The organism is Psychrobacter nivimaris (assembly GCF_009812035.1).
Taxonomy (GTDB): Bacteria; Pseudomonadota; Gammaproteobacteria; order Pseudomonadales; family Moraxellaceae; genus Psychrobacter; species Psychrobacter nivimaris.
The window spans coordinates 181,784-201,608 of sequence record NZ_VZIZ01000007.1 but is presented as its reverse complement, the minus strand read 5'-3'; the positions used below and the strand labels follow the sequence as shown (position 1 = coordinate 201,608).

The window sequence follows — 19,825 nt, the reverse complement described above, 5'->3', positions numbered from 1 at the left end:
AGTAATAGTAGCAACATTGGCAATAGCGACAATTAGCGAACCATTTAGTCTCAATCTCATTTAAAATAGCGCCACATGCGTTATTTATTTTATTAGAAAAACAGGAACATTTATGGAAATCAATCCGTATCAAGAGCAGATTAAAGATTTATCAGAGCGTGGTCAGGACTTGCGGAGGTATCTTTGACTTCGATGGTAAGCAAGAACGCCTAGAAGAAGTCAATTTGGAATTAGAAAACCCTGAGCTATGGAATGATCCAGAGCGCGCGACCAAAATTAATAAAGAAAAAAGTCACCTTGATGGTGTCATCGATGTGGTAGTGTCACTTGAGACGACATTAGAAGATGCGTCTGCCATGCTAGAGTTGGCAGTCGAAGCAGAAGATGAGTCATTGCTAGCCGATGTGCAGAGCGAGCTAGATAGCGCTGAGAAACGCGTTGCTGATTTAGAATTTCGCCGGATGTTTAGCGGTGAGATGGATCCAAACAATTGCTACTTGGATATTCAGTCAGGCAGTGGCGGTACTGAAGCGCAAGATTGGGCCGAAATGCTACTACGTATGTATACGCGCTGGGCAGAAGCACATGGTTTCAAAGTAGATGTGATTGAAGTGTCATCAGGTAGCGTAGCTGGTATCAAGTCGGCAACCATTGAGATTAAAGGCGATTATGCGTTTGGTTGGTTGCGTACCGAAATCGGTGTCCACCGTTTGGTACGTAAGTCACCATTCGATAGTAATAATGGTCGTCATACGTCGTTTGCTGCGGTGTTTGTGTCACCTGAGATTGACGACAACGTCGAGATTGATATCAATCCAGCGGATTTGCGTATCGATACCTATCGCTCATCTGGCGCGGGTGGTCAGCACGTAAACACGACAGATTCTGCGGTACGTATTACCCATGAGCCGTCGGGCGTGGTAGTGACCTGTCAGAATGAGCGTAGTCAACATGGTAACAAAGCCACCGCGATGAAGATGCTGCGTGCTAAGCTCTATGAGCTAGAAATGCAAAAACGTATGGAATCGCAGCAAGCGGTTGAAGATGGGAAGTCTGATGTCGGTTGGGGCAGTCAAATTCGCTCGTACGTGCTCGATGACTCACGTATCAAGGACTTGCGTACGGGTGTTGAAACCTTTAACACCGGAGCGGTGCTAGATGGTGACCTCGATCAGTTTATCGAAGCGAGTCTAAAAGCAGGACTGTAAAAGGCCGTTTTAAATAAGCAGCCGTTTTAAATAAGCAGCCGTTTTAAAATAGTAACCAATATTTAATTAAGGAAAATTATGCCAAGCGTTAATAATTATTTTGATGATAAAGTGACTTCTATTGCTTTTCAAACGGTGACCAAGCCTGCGACTGTCGGCGTCATGGAAATTGGTGAATATGAGTTTGGCACCAGTGAATTTGAAACCATGAGCGTGGTGAGCGGTGCATTGACCGTAAAATTACCAGAGAGTGATGAGTGGCAAACGTTTAACGCTGGCGAGCAGTTTACCGTTGAAGCCAATCAGAAGTTCCAAGTAAAAGTAGACGTCGAAACCGCTTACTTATGTGTATACGGCAAATAACGACTTCTAAGTTATAGCAATATTAAAACGAAAAACGCCAAGTATTTTATGCTTGGCGTTTTTTATGCATGTTTTTTAAAATAGGCATGAACTTTAATAAAGCAGTCAACACAGGGTTAATTAAAATTATAGGTTTTTACGATACTGCACCATGTTGGTCAAGCTGGCGATATTGTCGTATAGCTTACGTGCAGATGTATTATTTTCTTGCGTTACCCAATAGACACGGTTGCAGTTTTTCTCATTGGCAAAAGCATATACCGCTTCGATCAACGCACGTCCAACGCCTTGACCGCGCATATTTTCACTCGCGTATAGATCTTCTAAATAGCAACAGTCAGTAGTGTTCCAAGTATTGGGGTGCAGCACGACATGGGTAAAACCTACCAAGATATCATCCTTCCATGCTCCAAATCCATAAATAGGGATATCGTTGTTAAGCAGGTTGTGCCATGTCGCATCAATTATGCTCATTGGTAAACTGGTCTCATAAAATCTGAGATAATTTTGCCATAAATTTAACCATGAAGAGTAATCGTTGTGAGCCAGTAGCTTAATTTTTACAGATGAATGTTTCATTTTTTTAATAAACTTAAGTCGTGGATAGCGCTAAATTATGCCTCAAAAAAGTAGCGTTTAGAACCCATATCACGATTTTGTCACTGCTTTATTTTACACAGCATTACACTTTGTCTGTGTCAAATAAACAGCAAAAAAGACGGTCATTAATTATGCTAAGACCATGAATTCTCGAAGGTATATAGTGTTATGACAAAGGCAAAATTACAGACAAGCCAGCAAACGATGACCAAAGATGCGCGCCACGATTACGAGCATCTCGCACGCCGCGCTAATTTGCGTTATGTGAGTGACGACGAGCCAGGCTACGAGCGTAGGCGCTGGGGACGCGGCTTTACTTATCGTGATGCAATGGGCAACACGGTAAAAGACAAAGCGCTGCGTCAGCGTTTTGATGCATTGGTGATACCGCCCATGTGGTCGGAGGTGTGGATATGCCAAGACGAAAGGGGTCACCTGCAGTCAACAGGGCGAGACGAAAAATCGCGCAAACAATATTTGTATCATCCGTCATGGAATAACATCCGTGACCAAGCAAAGTTTGATGCGATGATAGGGTTTGCAGAGGCACTGCCAAATCTACGCGCGCAGGTGGAGGCAGATTTGGAAGCAGAGTCCTTATCGCGCACCAACGTACTCGCTGCCGTTGTTAAATTGCTAGAAACAACATTGATTCGTATTGGTAACAGCCGCTACGCCAAGCAAAATAAAAGCTATGGTCTGAGCACATTACGTAGTAAGCATGTCAGCGAAACCGACAATGGACTGGCGTTTGATTTTGTCGGAAAAAGTGCAAAAGAGCATCATATTGAGCTACAAGACGAGCGATTGATTGACATCGTGCAGGCCTGTTCTGAGCTGCCAGGCTATCAAATATTCAAATACTTAGATGACAACGGACATAAGCAAGTCGTTGACAGTAGTGATATCAACGACTACTTGCGGATGCATACGTGCGGCATGGACTGCGAAAGTAAACTGTACAGCGCAAAGGATTTTCGTACATGGATGGCAAGTGTGCTCGCGGCAAGCTACCTATATGACGAGCTACAAACGACGGCAGGTGCTAGCATACTAGCCAGTGCGCCAGAAAGCGCTGAGCGACAGCAATTAGTCACTGATATGGTAAAAAGTGTGGCAGCAGAGCTAGGCAATACACCAACCGTATGCCGTGCCTCTTATATTCATCCCATTGTCATTGAGCGCTTTTTGGCAGGGCAGTTTTTTGAAACTTACAAACAAGCGCGCCGTGGTCGAACCAAAAAATACCAAAGCTGTGAAGAAAAAGCATTGTTAGGGTTTTTAAGAGCCGGTGTTTAAGTGTGAGGTTTTAGATAATAATATTGAGGTATTAATTCTTTAATAGGAAATTGAAAATATGCGGCAGTACTTTGGCTATTGTAGGTGTCTTTGCAGATTTATGGTGAACTAATGATAATTAGTTATAGATTATCTCTATTTCTATAAAATAAAAATGATACGTTATGTATTGAAATAAACGTAAAAATGCGTTACTAATAGAGCATGATAAATACGAACCTATGAAACGGTCTATAGGATGTGGCCGTTTTTTAATCATAAATACCATTTTACCAGTTACCTGATATTGCTAAAGGATTAGCTTATGAACACCGCCTCTCAAACTCCGACGAATATTGATACAGATACTACCATTACGCCAAAAAACTATAGCGATTACTATAATAATTTTGATATGGATAAACTGCTGTCAGAAATCTTTGGCGAGCAGGTAGACGATCGGTTAAATGCTTATATGGCTTGCTGTGGTCGCCATGTACGCGATGGCCGCGCTGACAATGCTGCGTTAGTACATGAAGACACGGCAGGCAATATAACGCGCATGAGCTTTGGTGAGCTTGACAAAGCAAGTGCTCAAATCGCCAATTTGCTACAGTCGTATGGGGTAAAAGCGGGCGACAAAGTAGCGACGATGCTACCGCGTACGCCAGAGCTTCTTACCGTTGTGTTGGCGACATGGCGCATCGGGGCCGTATATCAGCCGCTATTCACTGCTTTTGGCTATGATTCAATCAAATATCGGATGGACAAAGCCGACACCAAAGTCGTTTTTACCAATCTAGAGAATCGCAGCAAGTTTGAAGATTTGGCTGAGCAAACCAAAATGGTGTTGGTCAGCAGTATAGAAGATGCTCAGACATGGGGTGACGATCACTATAGCCAGTCTATGGCAGCACAGTCGCAAACGATCGAACCCGTGATGCTCGATACGGATGCGCCATTCTTGCAAATGTTCACCTCTGGTACGGTTGGTAAATCAAAAGGCGTCAGCGTTCCATTGGCCGCGTTACCTGCTTTTTACCTATATATGCGTTATGCCATCGACCTACGCGAAGACGATCAATATTGGAACATGGCCGATCCCGGTTGGGCATATGGATTATATTATGCCATTACAGGGCCTTTGCTACTGGGTATCACAACTTATTTTAATGAAGCAGGATTTGACGCGACCCATACCCGTGACTTTATGGTGCGTCATAAGATTACCAATTTAGCCTCTTCACCCACCGCATTTCGAATGATGAAATCTAGTGGTGTGTTTGATAGTGTTGATAAAGGCGCTCATAACGATACTAATACTAAGCTGTCTTTACGCTGTGCCAACTCGGCAGGGGAGACATTGAATACCGAAGTGGTCAACTGGGTTGAAACCTATCTGGCGTGCCAAGTCAAAGACCAATATGGCCAAACAGAGACTGGCATGACTTGCTGTGCACATCATGCATTGGCGCATGATTGTCCTGTTGGTTCGATGGGTATGGCGCTACCAGGTCATACGCTAGTCGTACTAGATGATGATATGAATGTACTGCCAGATGGTGAGCAAGGGCAACTGGCAGTCGTGGTCAGTCAGTCACCTGCGTTTTACTTCCGTGGTTATAGCTGGAATGAGAAGCAAGCCTTTGTAGATGATTACTATCTGACAGGCGACGTGGTCGAGCGTCATAGTGATGGCAGTTACTGGTTCTCAGGCCGTGATGATGACATCATTATTACCGCAGGTTACCGCGTAGGGCCTACTGATGTAGAAAATACCGTCTTAGAGCATGAAGCAGTCGCAGAGTCTGCGGCGGTAGGCGTGCCAGATGAAGTGCGCGGTCATACCATCAAGTCTTATGTGATGCTAAAAGATGGCATCGAAGGCAGTGAGCAAATCGCCAAAGAAATCCAAGAGCTGGTACGCAAACGGCTATCCACTCATGCGTATCCGCGTGAGGTCGAGTTTGTGACAGAACTGCCGAAAACACCGAGTGGTAAGATTCAACGCTTTTTGCTGCGTAGTCTGTCTGCCGCATAAATAATTTGGTAAAACTTACATAAATTTAATAGAAAAATGTCTAATAAAAAGTGAAGATTTAAAGGAATAATCATGCAAGTTAAAGAAAACAGCTTTTTGGTCACAGGCGGTGCATCAGGTTTGGGAGAGTCAGTGGCTCGGGCGATTGTAGAGCAAGGTGGTAACGTCGTTATTGCTGATTTAAATGAATCTGCTGGGCAAGCATTAGTCGCTGAGTTAGGTGATAATGCGCGCTTTGTACGCTGTGATATAACTAATGGCGATGAAGTACAATCAGCGGTCGAAATGGCAGAGTCAGCTTTCGGTGGTTTGCAAGGTTCAATCAACTGTGCTGGTATCGTAGTGGTACAAAAGCTGCTAGATCGTGATAACAATCCGGCAGACCTTGAGGCATTTAGCCGCGGAGTCAATATCAATCTGGTCGGCTCATTTAATGTCGCTCGTTTGGTAGCTGCTAGCATTGCCAAGCGTATAGCGAATGATAGCAATGCAGGCGACCATGTAGAGAAGAACATAGATCAAGGCATTATTATTAATACAGCATCTATCGCAGCCTTTGACGGTCAAGTAGGACAAGCAAGCTATTCATCGTCTAAAGCAGGTGTGGTTGGTCTGACCTTACCGCTTGCTCGCGAGCTGGCACGTCATGGTATTCGCGTGATGACCATCGCACCAGGTGTCTTTGCTACGCCGATGATGGAATCTATCCCAGAAAAAGCCCGCGAGCAGCTAGAGGCAGGTGTGCCATATCCTAAACGTTTGGGCGCACCCAATGAGTTTGCTAAACTTGCCCTCCATATCATTGATAATGCCTATCTAAATGGAGAAGTCATTCGCTTAGATGGTGCGATTCGCATGGTGTAACAGTCTCGTGAGTGATTCATCACTTTTGCACAAAACGTATCTACAGAATCTGGCATAGTGCTTTGATACATATGATTAATGACAAAAAATTAATTATGGGAAACAGAGTCTATGCCATTTTTTTATAAAAAATCTTACTCATCAAATGAGCAGCGTACACCTTGGTTGCCCATTGTCATTGGCCTTAGTCTTGCTGCCATTGTTAGCACTAGCACCAGCGCCATTGCTTATGCCAAAAGCACCTCAAAAATCAAAAACCCCATTCCTCCTTCCATAGTTATTGACCGAGTCTTTGTCGACAAATCAGATCGTATCTTAAAATTGATGAGCGATGGTAAAATCCTTAGGTCGTATCGTATTGCGCTAGGGGGCAGTCCATCAGGTCACAAGCAACAAGAAGGTGACCAGCGTACGCCAGTTGGGGTTTATACATTAGATTATAAAAATGAGAACTCTATTGCCCATCGCTCTATTCATATTAGCTATCCCAATGATGAGGACAAGGCACGAGCGAAATCATTAGGAGTCAGCCCGGGCGGTAATATCATGATTCACGGGCAAATGAATGGCTTTGGACATTTGGGCTGGTTGAATCAACAACGCGATTGGACCGATGGTTGTATCGCGGTCACCAATGATGAGATGGATGAAATTATGGCAGCGGTGACACTTGGTACTCCTATCGAAATCGTGGAGTAGAATAGTCGGTTTATGATTGGGTCTATGCCAAATAGGTACATTGCTCATTACCGTATCCAATGGAGATTTATTTTTAATTTTCATTGATAAAATGGCATAACTTATCTACTAACTACCTTTAACTGATATTAATAGCTCATTTAAATATTATTAATAGTAAATATCATTGCTTTAAGTAAGGTTTTATTTGGTAATCGTCTTGAAATAGGTATATATATACCTTATATAAGTGACAGATAACAGTAGGCACTAAACTAAGATAATCCTTAGAGGTGCTACTGAGAATACCAATTATAAAAGGATATAGACATGAGATTTGAGAAGTTTACTCAAAAACTGCAATCCGCCATTCAAGAAGCACAAAGCCTAGCATTAGGTCGCGATCATACAGGCATCGATCCTGTGCATTTGCTTGCCGTGTTGCTACAAGATGAGTCTAATTTATCGATCTGCCAACAAGCAGGTGCTTCTATTCCAGCACTAAAAAATGGCGTTGCGAAAGCATTGGATAACCAAGCAACGATTTCGGAGCCGACAGGTGACGTCAATCTAAACCCAAACTCGGTCAAAATCTTGAACTTGGCCGATCGTCAGGCGCAAAAAGAAGGCGATGATTTTATCGCAACAGAATGGGTGATGTTGGCACTCGCTGAGCAGGGCGAAACCAAGAAAATCTTTGAAAATGCAGGCGTAACGGCAAGCAAGCTAAAAGCGGTAATTGAGCAATTGCGCGGCGATGATACAGTGAATAACCAAAACGCCGAAGATCAGCGTGATGCACTCAACAAGTACACGATTAATCTGACTGAACAAGCAGAGCTTGGCAAGCTAGATCCAGTCATTGGCCGTGACGAAGAGATCCGCCGTACTATTCAGGTGCTGTCACGCCGTACCAAGAATAACCCTGTGCTGATTGGTGAGCCGGGCGTTGGTAAAACAGCCATCGTCGAAGGTTTGGCACAAAAAATTATCAATGGTGACGTACCAGAAGGTCTGCGCCGTAAAGAAGTGTTGTCATTGGATTTAGGTGCGCTCATTGCAGGGGCAAAGTTCCGAGGTGAGTTTGAAGAGCGCCTCAAAAGCGTACTCAGTGATTTGGCCAAGCAAGAAGGCAATGTCATCCTATTCATCGATGAGCTACATACGATGGTTGGTGCGGGTAAATCTGAAGGTGCAATGGATGCGGGTAATATGCTAAAACCTGCACTAGCTCGCGGTGAGCTACATTGTGTTGGTGCAACGACGCTTGATGAATACCGCAAGTACATCGAAAAAGATGCAGCGCTTGAGCGTCGTTTCCAAAAAGTACTAGTCGATGAGCCAACGGTCGAAGATACCATTGCGATATTACGTGGTCTAAAAGAGCGTTACGAGCTGCATCATGGCGTCGATATTCAAGATAGTGCCATTATCGCTGCTGCGCGCATGAGTCATCGCTATATCACTGACCGTAAGCTACCAGATAAAGCGATTGATTTAATTGACGAAGCGGCCAGTCGTCTGCGCATGGAGATGGATAGCAAGCCTGAATCATTAGGTAAGCTTGATAGCCGTTTGATTCAATTAAAAATGCAGCGTGAAGTGCTCAAAAATGAAGAAGATGCTGGCGCGCAAGCCGAGCGTAAAGTGCTCGATGCGCAAATAGCGGAATTGGAAAAAGAGTATGCTGATCTCAACGAGGTTTGGCAGGCAGAGAAAGCACTGGTCAAAGGCAGTCAACAGCTAAAAGACGAGCTAGATAAAGCCCGTATTGCGTATGACAAGGCTAGCCGAGAAGGCGATTATGAGACCATGAGTAAGCTGCAATACGAAACCATTCCGCAGTTAGAACGACGTATTCATGAGTCTGACTTGGCAGAGCAAAAAGAACAGACAGGTGAAGGTAGCGGTGTCAAATTGCTACGTAATAAGGTGACAGACAATGAAATCGCCGAAGTGGTTGCGGCCGCGACTGGTATTCCAGTCAGCAAAATGATGCAAGGCGAGCGTGATAAGATGATCGCAATGGAAGAAAAGCTCCATGAGCGTGTTATCGGTCAAAACGAAGCGGTCGAATCGGTGGCCAATGCGGTACGTCGTAGCCGTGCAGGCTTATCTGATCCAAATCGTCCTTCTGGTTCGTTCTTGTTCTTGGGACCTACTGGTGTTGGTAAAACTGAGCTGACCAAATCACTAGCAAACTTCTTGTTTGACTCTGAAGATGCGATTGTACGTATCGACATGAGTGAGTATATGGAAAAACACAGTGTCAGCCGCCTCGTAGGAGCGCCTCCAGGCTATGTTGGCTATGAAGAAGGCGGTACATTGACTGAAGCAGTACGCCGTAAGCCGTACAGCGTCATATTGTTCGATGAAGTAGAGAAGGCGCATCCTGATGTATTCAACATCTTGCTGCAAGTATTGGACGATGGTCGCTTAACCGATTCGCAAGGTCGGGTGGTAGATTTCAAAAACACTGTGATTATCATGACCAGTAACTTGGGTTCGCATAAGATTCAAGAAATGGTAGGTGAAAGTTACGATGATATCAAAGCGGAAGTAATGGATTCTGTTGGGCAGCATTTCCGTCCAGAGTTCGTCAACCGTATTGATGAAATCGTAGTCTTCCATCCGCTTGGTATGTCGCAGATGGCAGGTATTGCAGATATTCAACTGAATCGCTTACGTCAGCGTATTCAAGAGCGTGAGATGGATATTGAGCTGTCAGCAGATGCGATGAATAAATTGGTTGCCGTGGGTTATGACCCTGTTTATGGTGCTCGTCCTTTGAAGCGTGCCATTCAACAAGAGATTGAAAACCCATTATCATTGAAGCTATTGGCAGGTGATTTTGTCGCTGGTGATATTATCAAAGTCGATGTAGGTGCCGATGACAAGCTAACCTTTGATAAGCTTAGAATGAGCTAATCAATTTATCTTTGACGTCTTTATGAGCTAACTTTACGCTTAAAATAAACCCCTTATCTACAATTGTAGGTAAGGGGTTTTTATTTATAGGGCGCGTTTTACGTTACTGTTCCTTTACCATTTCGATATCTCTTAAGTCTTAGGACTATGCTATAACTAACTCAAAGACTAATAGCATAAGTATCAATTGAATGGAGAAATAGACTGATGACAGCCCATATTGAACGTATAAATATACCTTTAACCTCGCCGCTAATCATTGCAGCACTGCTGTTTAGCACCGCCGCGTGCTCCAATCCTTCAGCAGTAAGTACTAGTAATAATAAAAGTACCACAACAGAGCATAAAGAGGTTTCCACTTCAGATAGCGATACTCAAACCATCACACAAACAAAGACTAGCAAGCCTGACTTTACGACCAAAGCAATCGCTACCTTTGATGAGCCTTGGGCCATGACAGCGTTACCCATTACAGATAGCAAAGCGCCAAAATTACTAGTAACACAAAAAACAGGTGAGCTATTTATCGTAGATACCGCGACGGGTAATAAGTCCAAAATCGAAGGCGTTCCTACAGTCGCTTACGGTGGTCAAGGCGGCTTGGGAGACATCATCGTGGCTCCAGATTTTGCGACGTCCAATACCGTCTATCTTAGCTACGCGGAAGCAGGAACAGGAAATGATAGCAATAAATTTGGTGCCAAAGTGATCAAGGCGACACTCTCAGGATTAGAGACAGCCACACCTACGTTGCAAGGTATCACACCTATCTGGCAACAGTCTCCGAAAGTCACAGGGCAAGGACATTATAGTCATCGCCTGCTGTTTTCACCCGATGGCCGCTATCTATATATCAGCTCAGGCGAGCGTCAAGACAAAGACCCAGCACAAGACATGAGTGGTAATTTGGGTAAGATAATACGGTTGAGTCCTGATGGTAACGCCCCGACAGACAATCCGTTTACTGATAATGAGTTGGCCAAACAGTTTTGGACCATCGGACATCGCAATGTGCTTGGTATGGCATTTGACGATAGCGGACAGCTTTGGGCGCACGAGATGGGACCAAAGGGCGGGGATGAATTTAATATTATTGAGAAGGGTAACAACTATGGCTGGCCAGTGGTATCCAATGGACGCAATTATTCAGGTCTAGATATTCCTGACCATGATACTAAGCCAGAGTTTGCGGCACCCAAAATTACTTGGACACCTGTCATATCACCATCTGCTATGAGCATCTATGCGGCTGGTACTCATAATGACTTTCCTAGCTGGCAGGGCAATGCGCTTATCAGTGGCTTATCGTCTAAAGCGCTTATCGTAGTGGGCATAAACGACGACAATACCGCGGCTGAGCGTTATCGCTATGACATGGGAGAGCGTGTACGCAGTGTGCTAGCAGTAGACGGGCAAGTGTGGACACTTGAAGACGGTAATGATGCACAATTACTCAGATTATTGCCCAAATAACATCGAAACAATATTGAAAAAACATCAAATTAAAGACGTATTTATCTACCTGTATATTTAATTATTTTAATAAAACTATCGAATTCTTTTAGAGTAAATTAATAGTTTTATCAAGTTTTATTTTGTAATAGATTGATAGTTAAGACCTATTTTGTTAAGGTAACGTTCCTTGAAATTTGAGACTTGCACATGGAAGAAGTAAAAGTAGGCAGATTAGGACCTTTTCCGCGGGTAAGTAAACCTGTGTTTATTACATCGTCACTGCTGATTGTTGGCTTTATTATTTTCGGTGCGTTTTTCACCGAAACAGCAGGGGCTGTTTTTAGTTTTTTACAAAATTTTATTACCGATAAGTTTGGTTGGCTATTCATTATTCTAGTTAATACTGCGCTTGCGCTTTGTATTTACTTGGCAATGAGTCGCTATGGTGATATTCGACTAGGTAACCAAACAGAACGACCGCAGTACAATCTGTTCTCTTGGATTGGCATGCTATTCTCTGCCGGCATCGGTATTGGACTTGTCTACTGGGGTACAGCCGAGCCGTTGTATCACTTTATGGCACCACCAATGGGCGATGCCGAGACAGTAGAAGCCGCCAAGCAAGCAATGAATATCTCGTTTATGCATTGGGGTCTACATGCTTGGGCGATTTATACGATTGTAGCGCTATCTTTAGCGTACTTCCATTTCCGTCGCGGCCTACCATTATCGATTCGATCTACTTTGTATCCTTTACTTGGTAAAAAGATCTATGGTCGTTGGGGACACACGGTCGATATCTTGGCTGTGTTTGGTACGATGTTTGGTGTGGTTACCTCACTCGGGCTTGGGGTTATGCAGATCAACTCTGGACTCGAAAAGCTGTTTGGTATGCCTAACAGTCTTACCGTACAGTTTGGTTTGATCGCTTTCATCACAGCGCTAGCAGCAGCTTCAGTCTTGATGGGTTTGGATAAAGGTATTAAGCGTTTAAGTGATATCAATATTGGTTTCACTATCGTCTTATTAGCGTTTATGGTCATCTTAGGACCAACGCTATTTATCTTTGATAGCTTTATCGAAAACATCGGCAACTATCTGACTGTGATTGTACCTCTAGGTACATGGGGTGAGTCTTATAGCGGTACAGATTGGCAAAGTAGTTGGACGATATTTTATTGGGCATGGTGGGTAAGCTGGGCACCATTCGTTGGTATCTTTATTGCTCGTATCTCTCGTGGCCGTACTATCCGTGAATTTACGCTTGGTGTACTACTGATTCCAATGCTGATTTTGTTCTTCTGGTTTACCACCTTTGGCGGCGTTGCTGTTCATATGGAGCTTGCTTCTGCTCTGTCAGGTGTTAGCCCAGGATTGGTTGAAGCAGTACAAGCGGATTCTGGTAGTGCCATCTTTAAGTTGGTCGAGTACTATCCATTGGCAAAACCGATTACGCTACTGATTGTCGTCATGATTATGCTATGGTTTGTGACCTCGTCAGATTCTGCTAGCTTTGTCATCGATATGTTGACTGCTGGTGGCGATACCAACCCACCTAAAATCCAGCGCTTATTTTGGGCGACGACAGAAGGCGTTATCGCCGCTATCTTGCTAGCGGCTGGTGGATTGTCTGCGCTACAGGCGGCGGCTATCGTAGCGGGACTACCGTTTGCCTTAGTGGTCTTTGTCATGATGTATGCGCTACTGCGTGGTTTGAGTCGCGATCGTCTGATTCTATACAGAGCGCAACAAGGCTTTATTACGGATGAATCAGCAGACCATAACTCAGCGAATGAATTCGTTGATGAGCATCTGCTAAAAGGGCCACCTAAGATTGTTAAAGGTGACTAAGAAGTAGATAGGATTAAGACAGCTACTTAAGCTTTTAATAGAAGAAGCCCCAATTTAAAAGTAAATTGGGGCTTCTTTATTGGGTAAAGATATTTAAATTTGTTCAGAACAAATTCAGTTTGTCGAAATATTATTGCTGCAATGTTACTACGATTTCTATACATTCGGCAGTATTTACATGGTGTTATATTTAGTGATTCGTTCATACCTTGCTATGGTTACGCTCTTTTTTGGGGATATACCTATGGATCATGTAAAAGTTGGCAGGTTAGGCCCTTTCCCGCGGGTAAGTAAACCTGTTTTTTTAACTTCAGCATTACTTATTATTATATTTATTGTTCTTGGCGTTTTTTTTACTGAATCTGCCGGTACGTTGTTCAGTTTTTTACAAGGCTTTATTACCGATAAATTTGGTTGGTTTTTCATTATTCTCGTTAATGTGGCCTTAGGACTTTGTGTTTATTTGTCTATGAGCCGTTATGGCGATATTCGTCTTGGTGCTCAAACTGAGACACCACAGTACAGTCTATTTTCGTGGATCGGTATGCTGTTCTCTGCTGGCATCGGTATTGGACTTGTCTACTGGGGTACAGCAGAGCCCTTATATCACTTTATGGCACCGCCACTCGGTGAAAAGGAAACGATAGAAGCCGCCAAACAGGCGATGAATATTACCTTTTTACATTGGGGCTTACATGCTTGGGCATTGTACGCAATTGTAGCGCTATCTTTAGCCTATTTCCATTTTCGCCGTGGCTTACCACTATCGATTCGCTCAACCCTTTATCCTATATTCGGTAAAAAGATATATGGCTCGTGGGGTCATGCCGTTGATATCTTAGCCGTATTCGGTACGATGTTTGGTGTGGTGACGTCACTCGGTCTTGGCGTTATGCAAATTAACTCAGGGCTTGAGAAGTTATTTGGTATTCCTAATACTCTCACAATACAAATCGCTCTGATTGCTTTTATTACTGCTTTAGCCGCCTGTTCTGTCATGATGGGCTTGGATAAGGGTATCAAGCGTCTAAGCGATGTGAATATCGGTTTGACGGCTATTCTACTTGGTTTTATGGTCGTCTTAGGACCGACGCTTTTCATTTTTGATAGCTTCCTAGAAAATATCGGCAACTATCTTTCAGTGGTTGTGCCATTAGGTCTGTGGGGTGAGTCCTATGAAGGTGAGGCAAACTGGCAGTCAGCATGGACGATATTTTATTGGGCATGGTGGGTAAGTTGGGCACCATTTGTCGGCGTGTTTATTGCTCGTATCAGCCGTGGTCGTACGATTAGAGAGTTTGTACTTGGGGTGTTACTTATTCCTATGGCCATATTGTTCTTTTGGTTTTCAACTTTCGGCGGCGTTGCTATTCATATGGAGCTGCTCGCTGCCATTGATCCAGCGTTGGTTAGTCCTGGACTGGTCGAGGCGGTACAAACAGATTTTGGTAGTGCCATTTTTAAATTGGTTGAATACTATCCACTGGCGCAACCCATCACATTTATGATTGTGATTATGATTGTATTGTGGTTCGTGACCTCATCAGATTCAGCAAGTTTTGTCATCGATATGTTGACTGCAGGTGGTGATACCAATCCGCCAAAGATTCAACGTTTATTTTGGGCAAGCACTGAAGGTGTCATTGCTGCTGTTTTGTTGGCTGCTGGTGGATTGAGCGCGTTACAAGCAGCCGCTATCGTAGCAGGATTGCCATTTGCCTTGGTTATATTTGCAATGATGTATGCGCTACTGCGTGGTTTGAGTCGTGATCGACTGATACTATATAGAGCGCAGCAGCATTATATTACTGAAGAATCAGCAGATCACAACTCGGCAGATGAATTTGCTGATGAGCATCTGCTAAAAGGACCACCCAAGATTGTAAAAGGTGACTAAGAAGTAGATAAAAGTAAGACAGATACTTAAGCTTTTAATAGAAGAAGCCCCAATTTGTTTTTAAATTGGGGCTTCTTTATTGGGTAAAGATACTTAAATTTATTCAGGATAAATTCGGATTTTTGAAAATTATTACCGAAATGTTACTACCATTTCTATACATTCGGCAGTATTTACAAGGTGTTATATTTGATAATTCGTTCATACCTTGGTATGGTTACGCACTTTTTTTTGGATATACCTATGGATCATGTAAAAGTTGGCCGATTAGGCCCTTTTCCGCGGGTAAGTAAACCTGTATTTTTGACTTCAGCAATCTTGATACTGGCGTTCATTATTTTTGGCGCTTTATTCAACGAACAAGCAGAAGTAGTATTTAACCAAGCAAAAGCATTTGTCTCTTTACGCTTCGGCTGGTTCTTTATTGTCGTGGTCAATTTAACATTGGTCATGAGTATATATATGATATTTAGCCGCTACGGCGATATAAGACTCGGTCATCAGAATGAGAGACCAGAGTACAATATGGTTTCTTGGATTGGCATGTTGTTTTCAGCCGGTATCGGTATTGGGCTGCTTTATTGGGGCACCGCTGAGCCGTTGTATCACTTCATGGCACCACCATTAGGCGAGGCGGAGACAGTTGCCGCTGCCAAACAAGCGATGAATATCTCGTTCCTACATTATGGTCTACATGTATGGGCGCTATATGGCATGGTTGCGCTATCGCTTGCTTATTTTCATTATCGAGTAGGTTTGCCACTGGCTATCCGTTCGACACTTTATCCAATATTGGGTAAAAAGATCTATGGCGGTTGGGGGCATACGGTAGATACGCTTGCCGTATTTGGTACGATGTTTGGGGTAGTGACCACGTTGGGTCTTGGTGTCTTGCAGATTAACTCAGGCCTCGAGACGTTATTTGGTATACCCAATAATATTACGGTGCAGATTATTTTGATTGGCTTTATCACCATGCTAGCAGGGTTGTCTCTGTTTATGGGATTGGATAAAGGCATTAAGCGTCTGAGTGATACCAATATATTGTTCACTGTGATATTGCTCAGTTTTGTGATTATCTTTGGGCCTACGCAGTTTATTTTTAATAGCTTCGTAGAAAACATCGGCAACTATTTGCATCAAATCGTGCCGTTAGGTCTATGGACAGAGTCTTATAGAGGCGAAGAAAACTGGCAAGCTTCTTGGACGATTTTTTATTGGGCTTGGTGGATCAGCTGGTCACCATTCGTAGGGGTGTTTGTTGCGCGTATTTCTCGTGGCCGTACCATTCGTGAGTTCATACTAGGTGTATTATTAATTCCTATCACGATACTTTTCTTGTGGTTTACCGCCTTTGGTGGTTCTGCGGTAAATATGGAATTGATGGCAGCGGCAGATCCTAATCTCGTTAGTCCAGGTCTGATCGAAGCCGTTAAAGCAGATACAGGCAGTGCTATCTTTAAGCTCATGGAATCTTATCCACTTACTGATGCGGTGAACCTACTCATCGTGGTCATGATTGTACTGTGGTTTGTTACGTCATCAGATTCAGCTAGCTTTGTTATCGACATGCTGACCTCGGGCGGCGATACCAATCCGCCAAAGATTCAACGTTTGTTTTGGGCAGGTGCTGAAGGCGTTATCGCTGCTGTACTATTGGCAGCAGGTGGCTTAAGTGCATTACAAGCGGCATCGATTGTCTCAGGCTTTCCTTTTGCTATTGTGATCGTCGTGATGATGTATTCTCTATTGCGCGGTCTCAGTCGAGATCGTTTGATACTGTATCGTAATCAGCAATGGTTCACCACAGAAGAGTCAGCAGAGCATAACTCAGCCAATGAATTCCGTGATGAAGAGTTACTAAAAGGTCCACCAGCACTTGAGAAAGATGCTTAAGCTTTAGATTTTATTTTCTAGCTACAAAAATACCCAGCTTGTCATAAGCTGGGTATTTTTATGGATGTTCAATATTTTTAATAAAAAATCTTCCAATACAGCAGCTTTCAGTACAGTAGCTTTCGATATAATCGTTGATGGTGTGTCAAAAAGTATGCTGATTAAAATTTGAACAATTTTTGAAGCCTTGAAAGCCCTATAGAATCAGAGAACTTAGCATAGATTTCGTATTGACTTTTATCGCCAGCATACTTTTTAGAACACCACCTAATCGTTTTATAGATTAATTGCATTTGCCTTTTGTATAACCAACGGCTTCGGGGATATTACAGGCTGAGCAGGCATTACTAGCCGTTCGGTAGCTGATCACTGTTCCAACTTTCGTCTTTACACAGACGGGTTCATATTGTACCGTACAGATATTATTGGCGGGGTTAGCGGGCGGGCATTGAGTCAGAGGACCTTCAAACTGCTGACTGATATCAGGACTGGATGGGGTAGGTATTTGACCAGACGTGCCTACATCAGACATAGAGCTACAGCCAGTTAAAGCTAAGGCTAAAGTCAGTATCAGTAATGACGGTTTGAACGAAGATTGATTAATTGTGGAAAATCGACGAGTAGATATAGTTTGTTTCATAAGAAATGTCCTTATTCATAATATTCGATAGCGTCCTGTTATCGCTGATGTATTTGCCTACTAATGATAAATATTTAGTCTTTTATGGTAGCTCATTTGTCAGTAGCTATCTACTTAAACACCATACAAAAACCCCCAAGCTCAATTAAGCTTGGGGTTTTATTTTCTGCCATCAAATACTGATTTTACAACAGTATATCTAAATCAAAGACATCTAAACTGACGACATTCGCTTATTCAGCTGGTTTGTCGTCTTGATTTAGCTGTACGTACTTGTCAAAGTTTTGAGCATAATCCGTTAAGTTATCGCTTAGCATTTGGCGATACTGTTTGACATAAAACTCGATGATATCGTCTTTTTCTTTGGCGAAATCATCGCTTTTGACGAAGCCGATAGAGGCAACTGATGCGCTATAGCGTGCTGCAGCATACAATAAAGAAGCACCTACTTGACCTGAGTGCGCTTCAGGGCCTAGCTGACTGTTGGCGATACCGATGATAGCGTCAGCACGTTGATAGAATGCCTGCATTTCAGGGGTGATTTCGATGTTGGCATCAGCGTTTTGGTCTTGAATATTGTCTTGAGACATAAGCAACTCCTAATAATAAGTGTCAGTAGTTTTTAGTATATAAAAATGGTTGGTAAACGTTTTAAAGTAGTGACTCTTATAAACCAGAGTCTGCTTTTAAGATATCAGCTTTGTCTGTTTTTTCCCACGTAAAGGCAGTCTCTGAACCTGGACGACCAAAGTGTCCAAAGGTAGCAGTCTGCTGATACATTGGCTGTAGTAAGTTCAACATACGGGTAATGCCGTAAGGACGTAGGTCAAAGTGCGTACGAATCAAGCGGATAATCTCATCGTTACTTATCTTGCTAGTACCAAAGGTATTAACAGAAATAGAGGTCGGCTCAGCGACACCAATCGCGTAGCTGACCTGTACTTCACAGCGCTCAGCTAATCCTGCTGCTACGATGTTTTTGGCCACATAACGTACCGCATAAGCAGCACTGCGATCCACTTTTGAAGGATCTTTACCACTGAATGCACCGCCACCATGACGTGCCATGCCGCCGTAAGTATCAACAATAATTTTACGACCAGTCAGACCAGCATCACCAACAGGACCACCAATCACAAACTTACCAGTTGGGTTGATATGATAGCGTGTGCCAGCGTGTAGCAAATCAGCTGGTAGCACTTGCTTGATGATAGATTCCATCACGGCTTCTTGCAGATCTGACTGCGAGATGCTTGGATCATGCTGTGTTGATAATACAACAGCATCGATGGCGACAGGACGATTGCCGTCATACTTCAAGGTTACCTGCGCTTTGGCATCTGGACGCAACCATGGCAACTCGCCAGCGCGGCGCAGCTCCGACTGACGCTCCATCAAACGATGGGCATACTCGATAGGCGCTGGCATCAGTACTTCGGTCTCATTACTTGCATAACCAAACATCAAGCCTTGGTCACCTGCACCTTGCTCTTCTGGGTCGCTACGATCGACGCCTTGCGCGATTTCAGGAGATTGCTTACCTAGCATGTTGATGACTGCACAAGTCTCGCCATCAAAGCCTAGGTCTGAATGGTGATAGCCGATGCCATTTACGGTGTCACGAACCAGACGCTCTAAATCGATATTTGCCGTTGTAGTGATTTCACCTGCAAGTATGACTGCGCCTGTTTTTACTAAGGTTTCGCATGCCACACGTGCATGTAGATCTTCACGTAAGATAGCGTCAAGGATAGCGTCTGATATTTGGTCAGCCATTTTGTCAGGATGGCCTTCGCTCACAGATTCTGAGGTAAATAAGTTGTATTCACGCATAATGGGATCGCTTAATTGAATCAATAAGGGTAGGAAAATCAGCACATCTGGGTGCTGCTCTAATTAATTTTGACCACGCATTTACGCGGCAGATAATCGGTATTTCTTAATTTAAAATCGGTTTTGACTAAAATCTTTGCTAATAAATTTGACCAAAGGGTGAGCTGACTATCATTCAATCAATATATAAAATGATACTGCCTTGCTCTAATATGGTCTTGGCGGTAATGAGTTGAGTCTGTACTTGCCCTAATAGACAACGCTAATGTGCAGATTGCCTTATCAGAAGCAGG

At 43.5% G+C, this 19,825-nt stretch carries 15 protein-coding genes; 11 read left to right on the top strand and 4 right to left on the bottom strand.

Going from position 1 to position 19,825, the window contains the following annotated elements:
* The first annotated feature begins 112 nt into the window (after positions 1 to 112).
* Positions 113 to 1,208, top strand: a protein-coding gene (gene prfB / locus FQV37_RS03505) for a peptide chain release factor 2 (RefSeq protein ID WP_102078362.1) whose coding sequence is annotated in 2 segments (ribosomal slippage) — positions 113 to 184 and positions 186 to 1,208 — 1,095 coding nt in all. Because the reading frame shifts where the segments join, the coding sequence is not laid out codon by codon here.
* A gap of 78 nt (positions 1,209 to 1,286) precedes the next feature.
* A complete protein-coding gene (gene ppnP / locus FQV37_RS03500) occupies positions 1,287 to 1,571 on the top strand; it encodes a pyrimidine/purine nucleoside phosphorylase (protein WP_160021315.1) in 285 nt (94 codons plus the stop codon).
* Between the two features lie 126 nt (positions 1,572 to 1,697).
* Here ppnP and FQV37_RS03495 read toward each other — a convergent pair whose 3' ends face one another.
* A complete protein-coding gene (locus FQV37_RS03495) occupies positions 1,698 to 2,150 on the bottom strand; it encodes a GNAT family N-acetyltransferase (RefSeq protein ID WP_160021314.1) in 453 nt (150 codons plus the stop codon).
* A gap of 189 nt (positions 2,151 to 2,339) precedes the next feature.
* Between FQV37_RS03495 and FQV37_RS03490 the strand changes: the two genes are divergently transcribed.
* The 9 genes from FQV37_RS03490 to FQV37_RS03450 all read left to right on the top strand — a co-directional run bounded on the left by FQV37_RS03490 (position 2,340) and on the right by FQV37_RS03450 (position 17,059).
* Positions 2,340 to 3,470, top strand: coding sequence for a DNA topoisomerase IB (locus tag FQV37_RS03490; protein WP_160021313.1), 1,131 nt, complete (start codon positions 2,340 to 2,342; stop codon positions 3,468 to 3,470).
* A gap of 304 nt (positions 3,471 to 3,774) precedes the next feature.
* Positions 3,775 to 5,490 carry an AMP-binding protein gene (locus tag FQV37_RS03485; RefSeq protein ID WP_160021312.1) on the top strand — a complete coding sequence of 572 codons (1,716 nt, stop codon included), beginning with the start codon at positions 3,775 to 3,777 and terminating at the stop codon, positions 5,488 to 5,490.
* 72 nt (positions 5,491 to 5,562) lie between these two features.
* Entirely contained in the window at positions 5,563 to 6,354 is a 792-nt protein-coding gene (locus tag FQV37_RS03480; RefSeq protein WP_160021311.1) for an SDR family NAD(P)-dependent oxidoreductase, read from the top strand.
* A gap of 111 nt (positions 6,355 to 6,465) precedes the next feature.
* Positions 6,466 to 7,053: a L,D-transpeptidase family protein gene (locus FQV37_RS03475; protein ID WP_160021310.1), complete on the top strand. Its 588-nt coding sequence runs from the start codon at positions 6,466 to 6,468 to the stop codon at positions 7,051 to 7,053.
* A 309-nt stretch (positions 7,054 to 7,362) separates the two neighbouring features.
* Positions 7,363 to 9,960, top strand: a complete 2,598-nt coding sequence (clpB, locus tag FQV37_RS03470) for an ATP-dependent chaperone ClpB (RefSeq protein ID WP_160021309.1) — start codon at positions 7,363 to 7,365, stop codon at positions 9,958 to 9,960.
* Between the two features lie 207 nt (positions 9,961 to 10,167).
* Positions 10,168 to 11,433: a PQQ-dependent sugar dehydrogenase gene (locus FQV37_RS03465; protein WP_160021308.1), complete on the top strand. Its 1,266-nt coding sequence runs from the start codon at positions 10,168 to 10,170 to the stop codon at positions 11,431 to 11,433.
* A gap of 189 nt (positions 11,434 to 11,622) precedes the next feature.
* Positions 11,623 to 13,266: a BCCT family transporter gene (locus FQV37_RS03460; RefSeq protein WP_160021307.1), complete on the top strand. Its 1,644-nt coding sequence runs from the start codon at positions 11,623 to 11,625 to the stop codon at positions 13,264 to 13,266.
* Positions 13,267 to 13,510: 244 nt separating this feature from the next.
* Complete coding sequence (locus tag FQV37_RS03455; protein WP_160021306.1) at positions 13,511 to 15,163, top strand: BCCT family transporter; 1,653 nt, start codon at positions 13,511 to 13,513, stop codon at positions 15,161 to 15,163.
* A 243-nt stretch (positions 15,164 to 15,406) separates the two neighbouring features.
* Complete coding sequence (locus FQV37_RS03450) at positions 15,407 to 17,059, top strand: BCCT family transporter (RefSeq protein WP_160021305.1); 1,653 nt, start codon at positions 15,407 to 15,409, stop codon at positions 17,057 to 17,059.
* A 283-nt stretch (positions 17,060 to 17,342) separates the two neighbouring features.
* On the opposite strand, the gene FQV37_RS03445 is transcribed toward FQV37_RS03450, so the two are convergent.
* The 3 genes from FQV37_RS03445 to metK all read right to left on the bottom strand — a co-directional run bounded on the left by FQV37_RS03445 (position 17,343) and on the right by metK (position 19,532).
* Positions 17,343 to 17,699, bottom strand: coding sequence for a hypothetical protein (locus FQV37_RS03445; RefSeq protein WP_160021304.1), 357 nt, complete (start codon positions 17,697 to 17,699; stop codon positions 17,343 to 17,345).
* A 233-nt stretch (positions 17,700 to 17,932) separates the two neighbouring features.
* On the bottom strand, positions 17,933 to 18,289 hold the full coding sequence (locus FQV37_RS03440; RefSeq protein ID WP_160021303.1) for a DUF3144 domain-containing protein: 357 nt from the start codon (positions 18,287 to 18,289) through the stop codon (positions 17,933 to 17,935).
* A 76-nt stretch (positions 18,290 to 18,365) separates the two neighbouring features.
* The gene (metK, locus tag FQV37_RS03435) at positions 18,366 to 19,532 is read right to left on the bottom strand and encodes a methionine adenosyltransferase (RefSeq protein WP_160021302.1); all 1,167 of its coding nucleotides are present in this window, start codon (positions 19,530 to 19,532) and stop codon (positions 18,366 to 18,368) included.
* Positions 19,533 to 19,825: the final 293 nt, after the last annotated feature.

What these genes read in the sequence shown, in the direction of transcription:
- FQV37_RS03440 (WP_160021303.1), bottom strand. Translation starts at nt 18,289, where the DNA reads ATGTCTCAAGACAATATTCAAGACCAAAACGCTGATGCCAACATCGAA.
- FQV37_RS03455 (WP_160021306.1), top strand. Translation starts at nt 13,511, where the DNA reads ATGGATCATGTAAAAGTTGGCAGGTTAGGCCCTTTCCCGCGGGTAAGT.
- FQV37_RS03480 (WP_160021311.1), top strand. Translation starts at nt 5,563, where the DNA reads ATGCAAGTTAAAGAAAACAGCTTTTTGGTCACAGGCGGTGCATCAGGT.
- FQV37_RS03485 (WP_160021312.1), top strand. Translation starts at nt 3,775, where the DNA reads ATGAACACCGCCTCTCAAACTCCGACGAATATTGATACAGATACTACC.
- FQV37_RS03445 (WP_160021304.1), bottom strand. Translation starts at nt 17,699, where the DNA reads ATGAAACAAACTATATCTACTCGTCGATTTTCCACAATTAATCAATCT.
- ppnP (WP_160021315.1), top strand. Translation starts at nt 1,287, where the DNA reads ATGCCAAGCGTTAATAATTATTTTGATGATAAAGTGACTTCTATTGCT.
- FQV37_RS03490 (WP_160021313.1), top strand. Translation starts at nt 2,340, where the DNA reads ATGACAAAGGCAAAATTACAGACAAGCCAGCAAACGATGACCAAAGAT.
- FQV37_RS03475 (WP_160021310.1), top strand. Translation starts at nt 6,466, where the DNA reads ATGCCATTTTTTTATAAAAAATCTTACTCATCAAATGAGCAGCGTACA.
- clpB (WP_160021309.1), top strand. Translation starts at nt 7,363, where the DNA reads ATGAGATTTGAGAAGTTTACTCAAAAACTGCAATCCGCCATTCAAGAA.
- FQV37_RS03495 (WP_160021314.1), bottom strand. Translation starts at nt 2,150, where the DNA reads ATGAAACATTCATCTGTAAAAATTAAGCTACTGGCTCACAACGATTAC.
- FQV37_RS03460 (WP_160021307.1), top strand. Translation starts at nt 11,623, where the DNA reads ATGGAAGAAGTAAAAGTAGGCAGATTAGGACCTTTTCCGCGGGTAAGT.
- metK (WP_160021302.1), bottom strand. Translation starts at nt 19,532, where the DNA reads ATGCGTGAATACAACTTATTTACCTCAGAATCTGTGAGCGAAGGCCAT.
- FQV37_RS03465 (WP_160021308.1), top strand. Translation starts at nt 10,168, where the DNA reads ATGACAGCCCATATTGAACGTATAAATATACCTTTAACCTCGCCGCTA.
- FQV37_RS03450 (WP_160021305.1), top strand. Translation starts at nt 15,407, where the DNA reads ATGGATCATGTAAAAGTTGGCCGATTAGGCCCTTTTCCGCGGGTAAGT.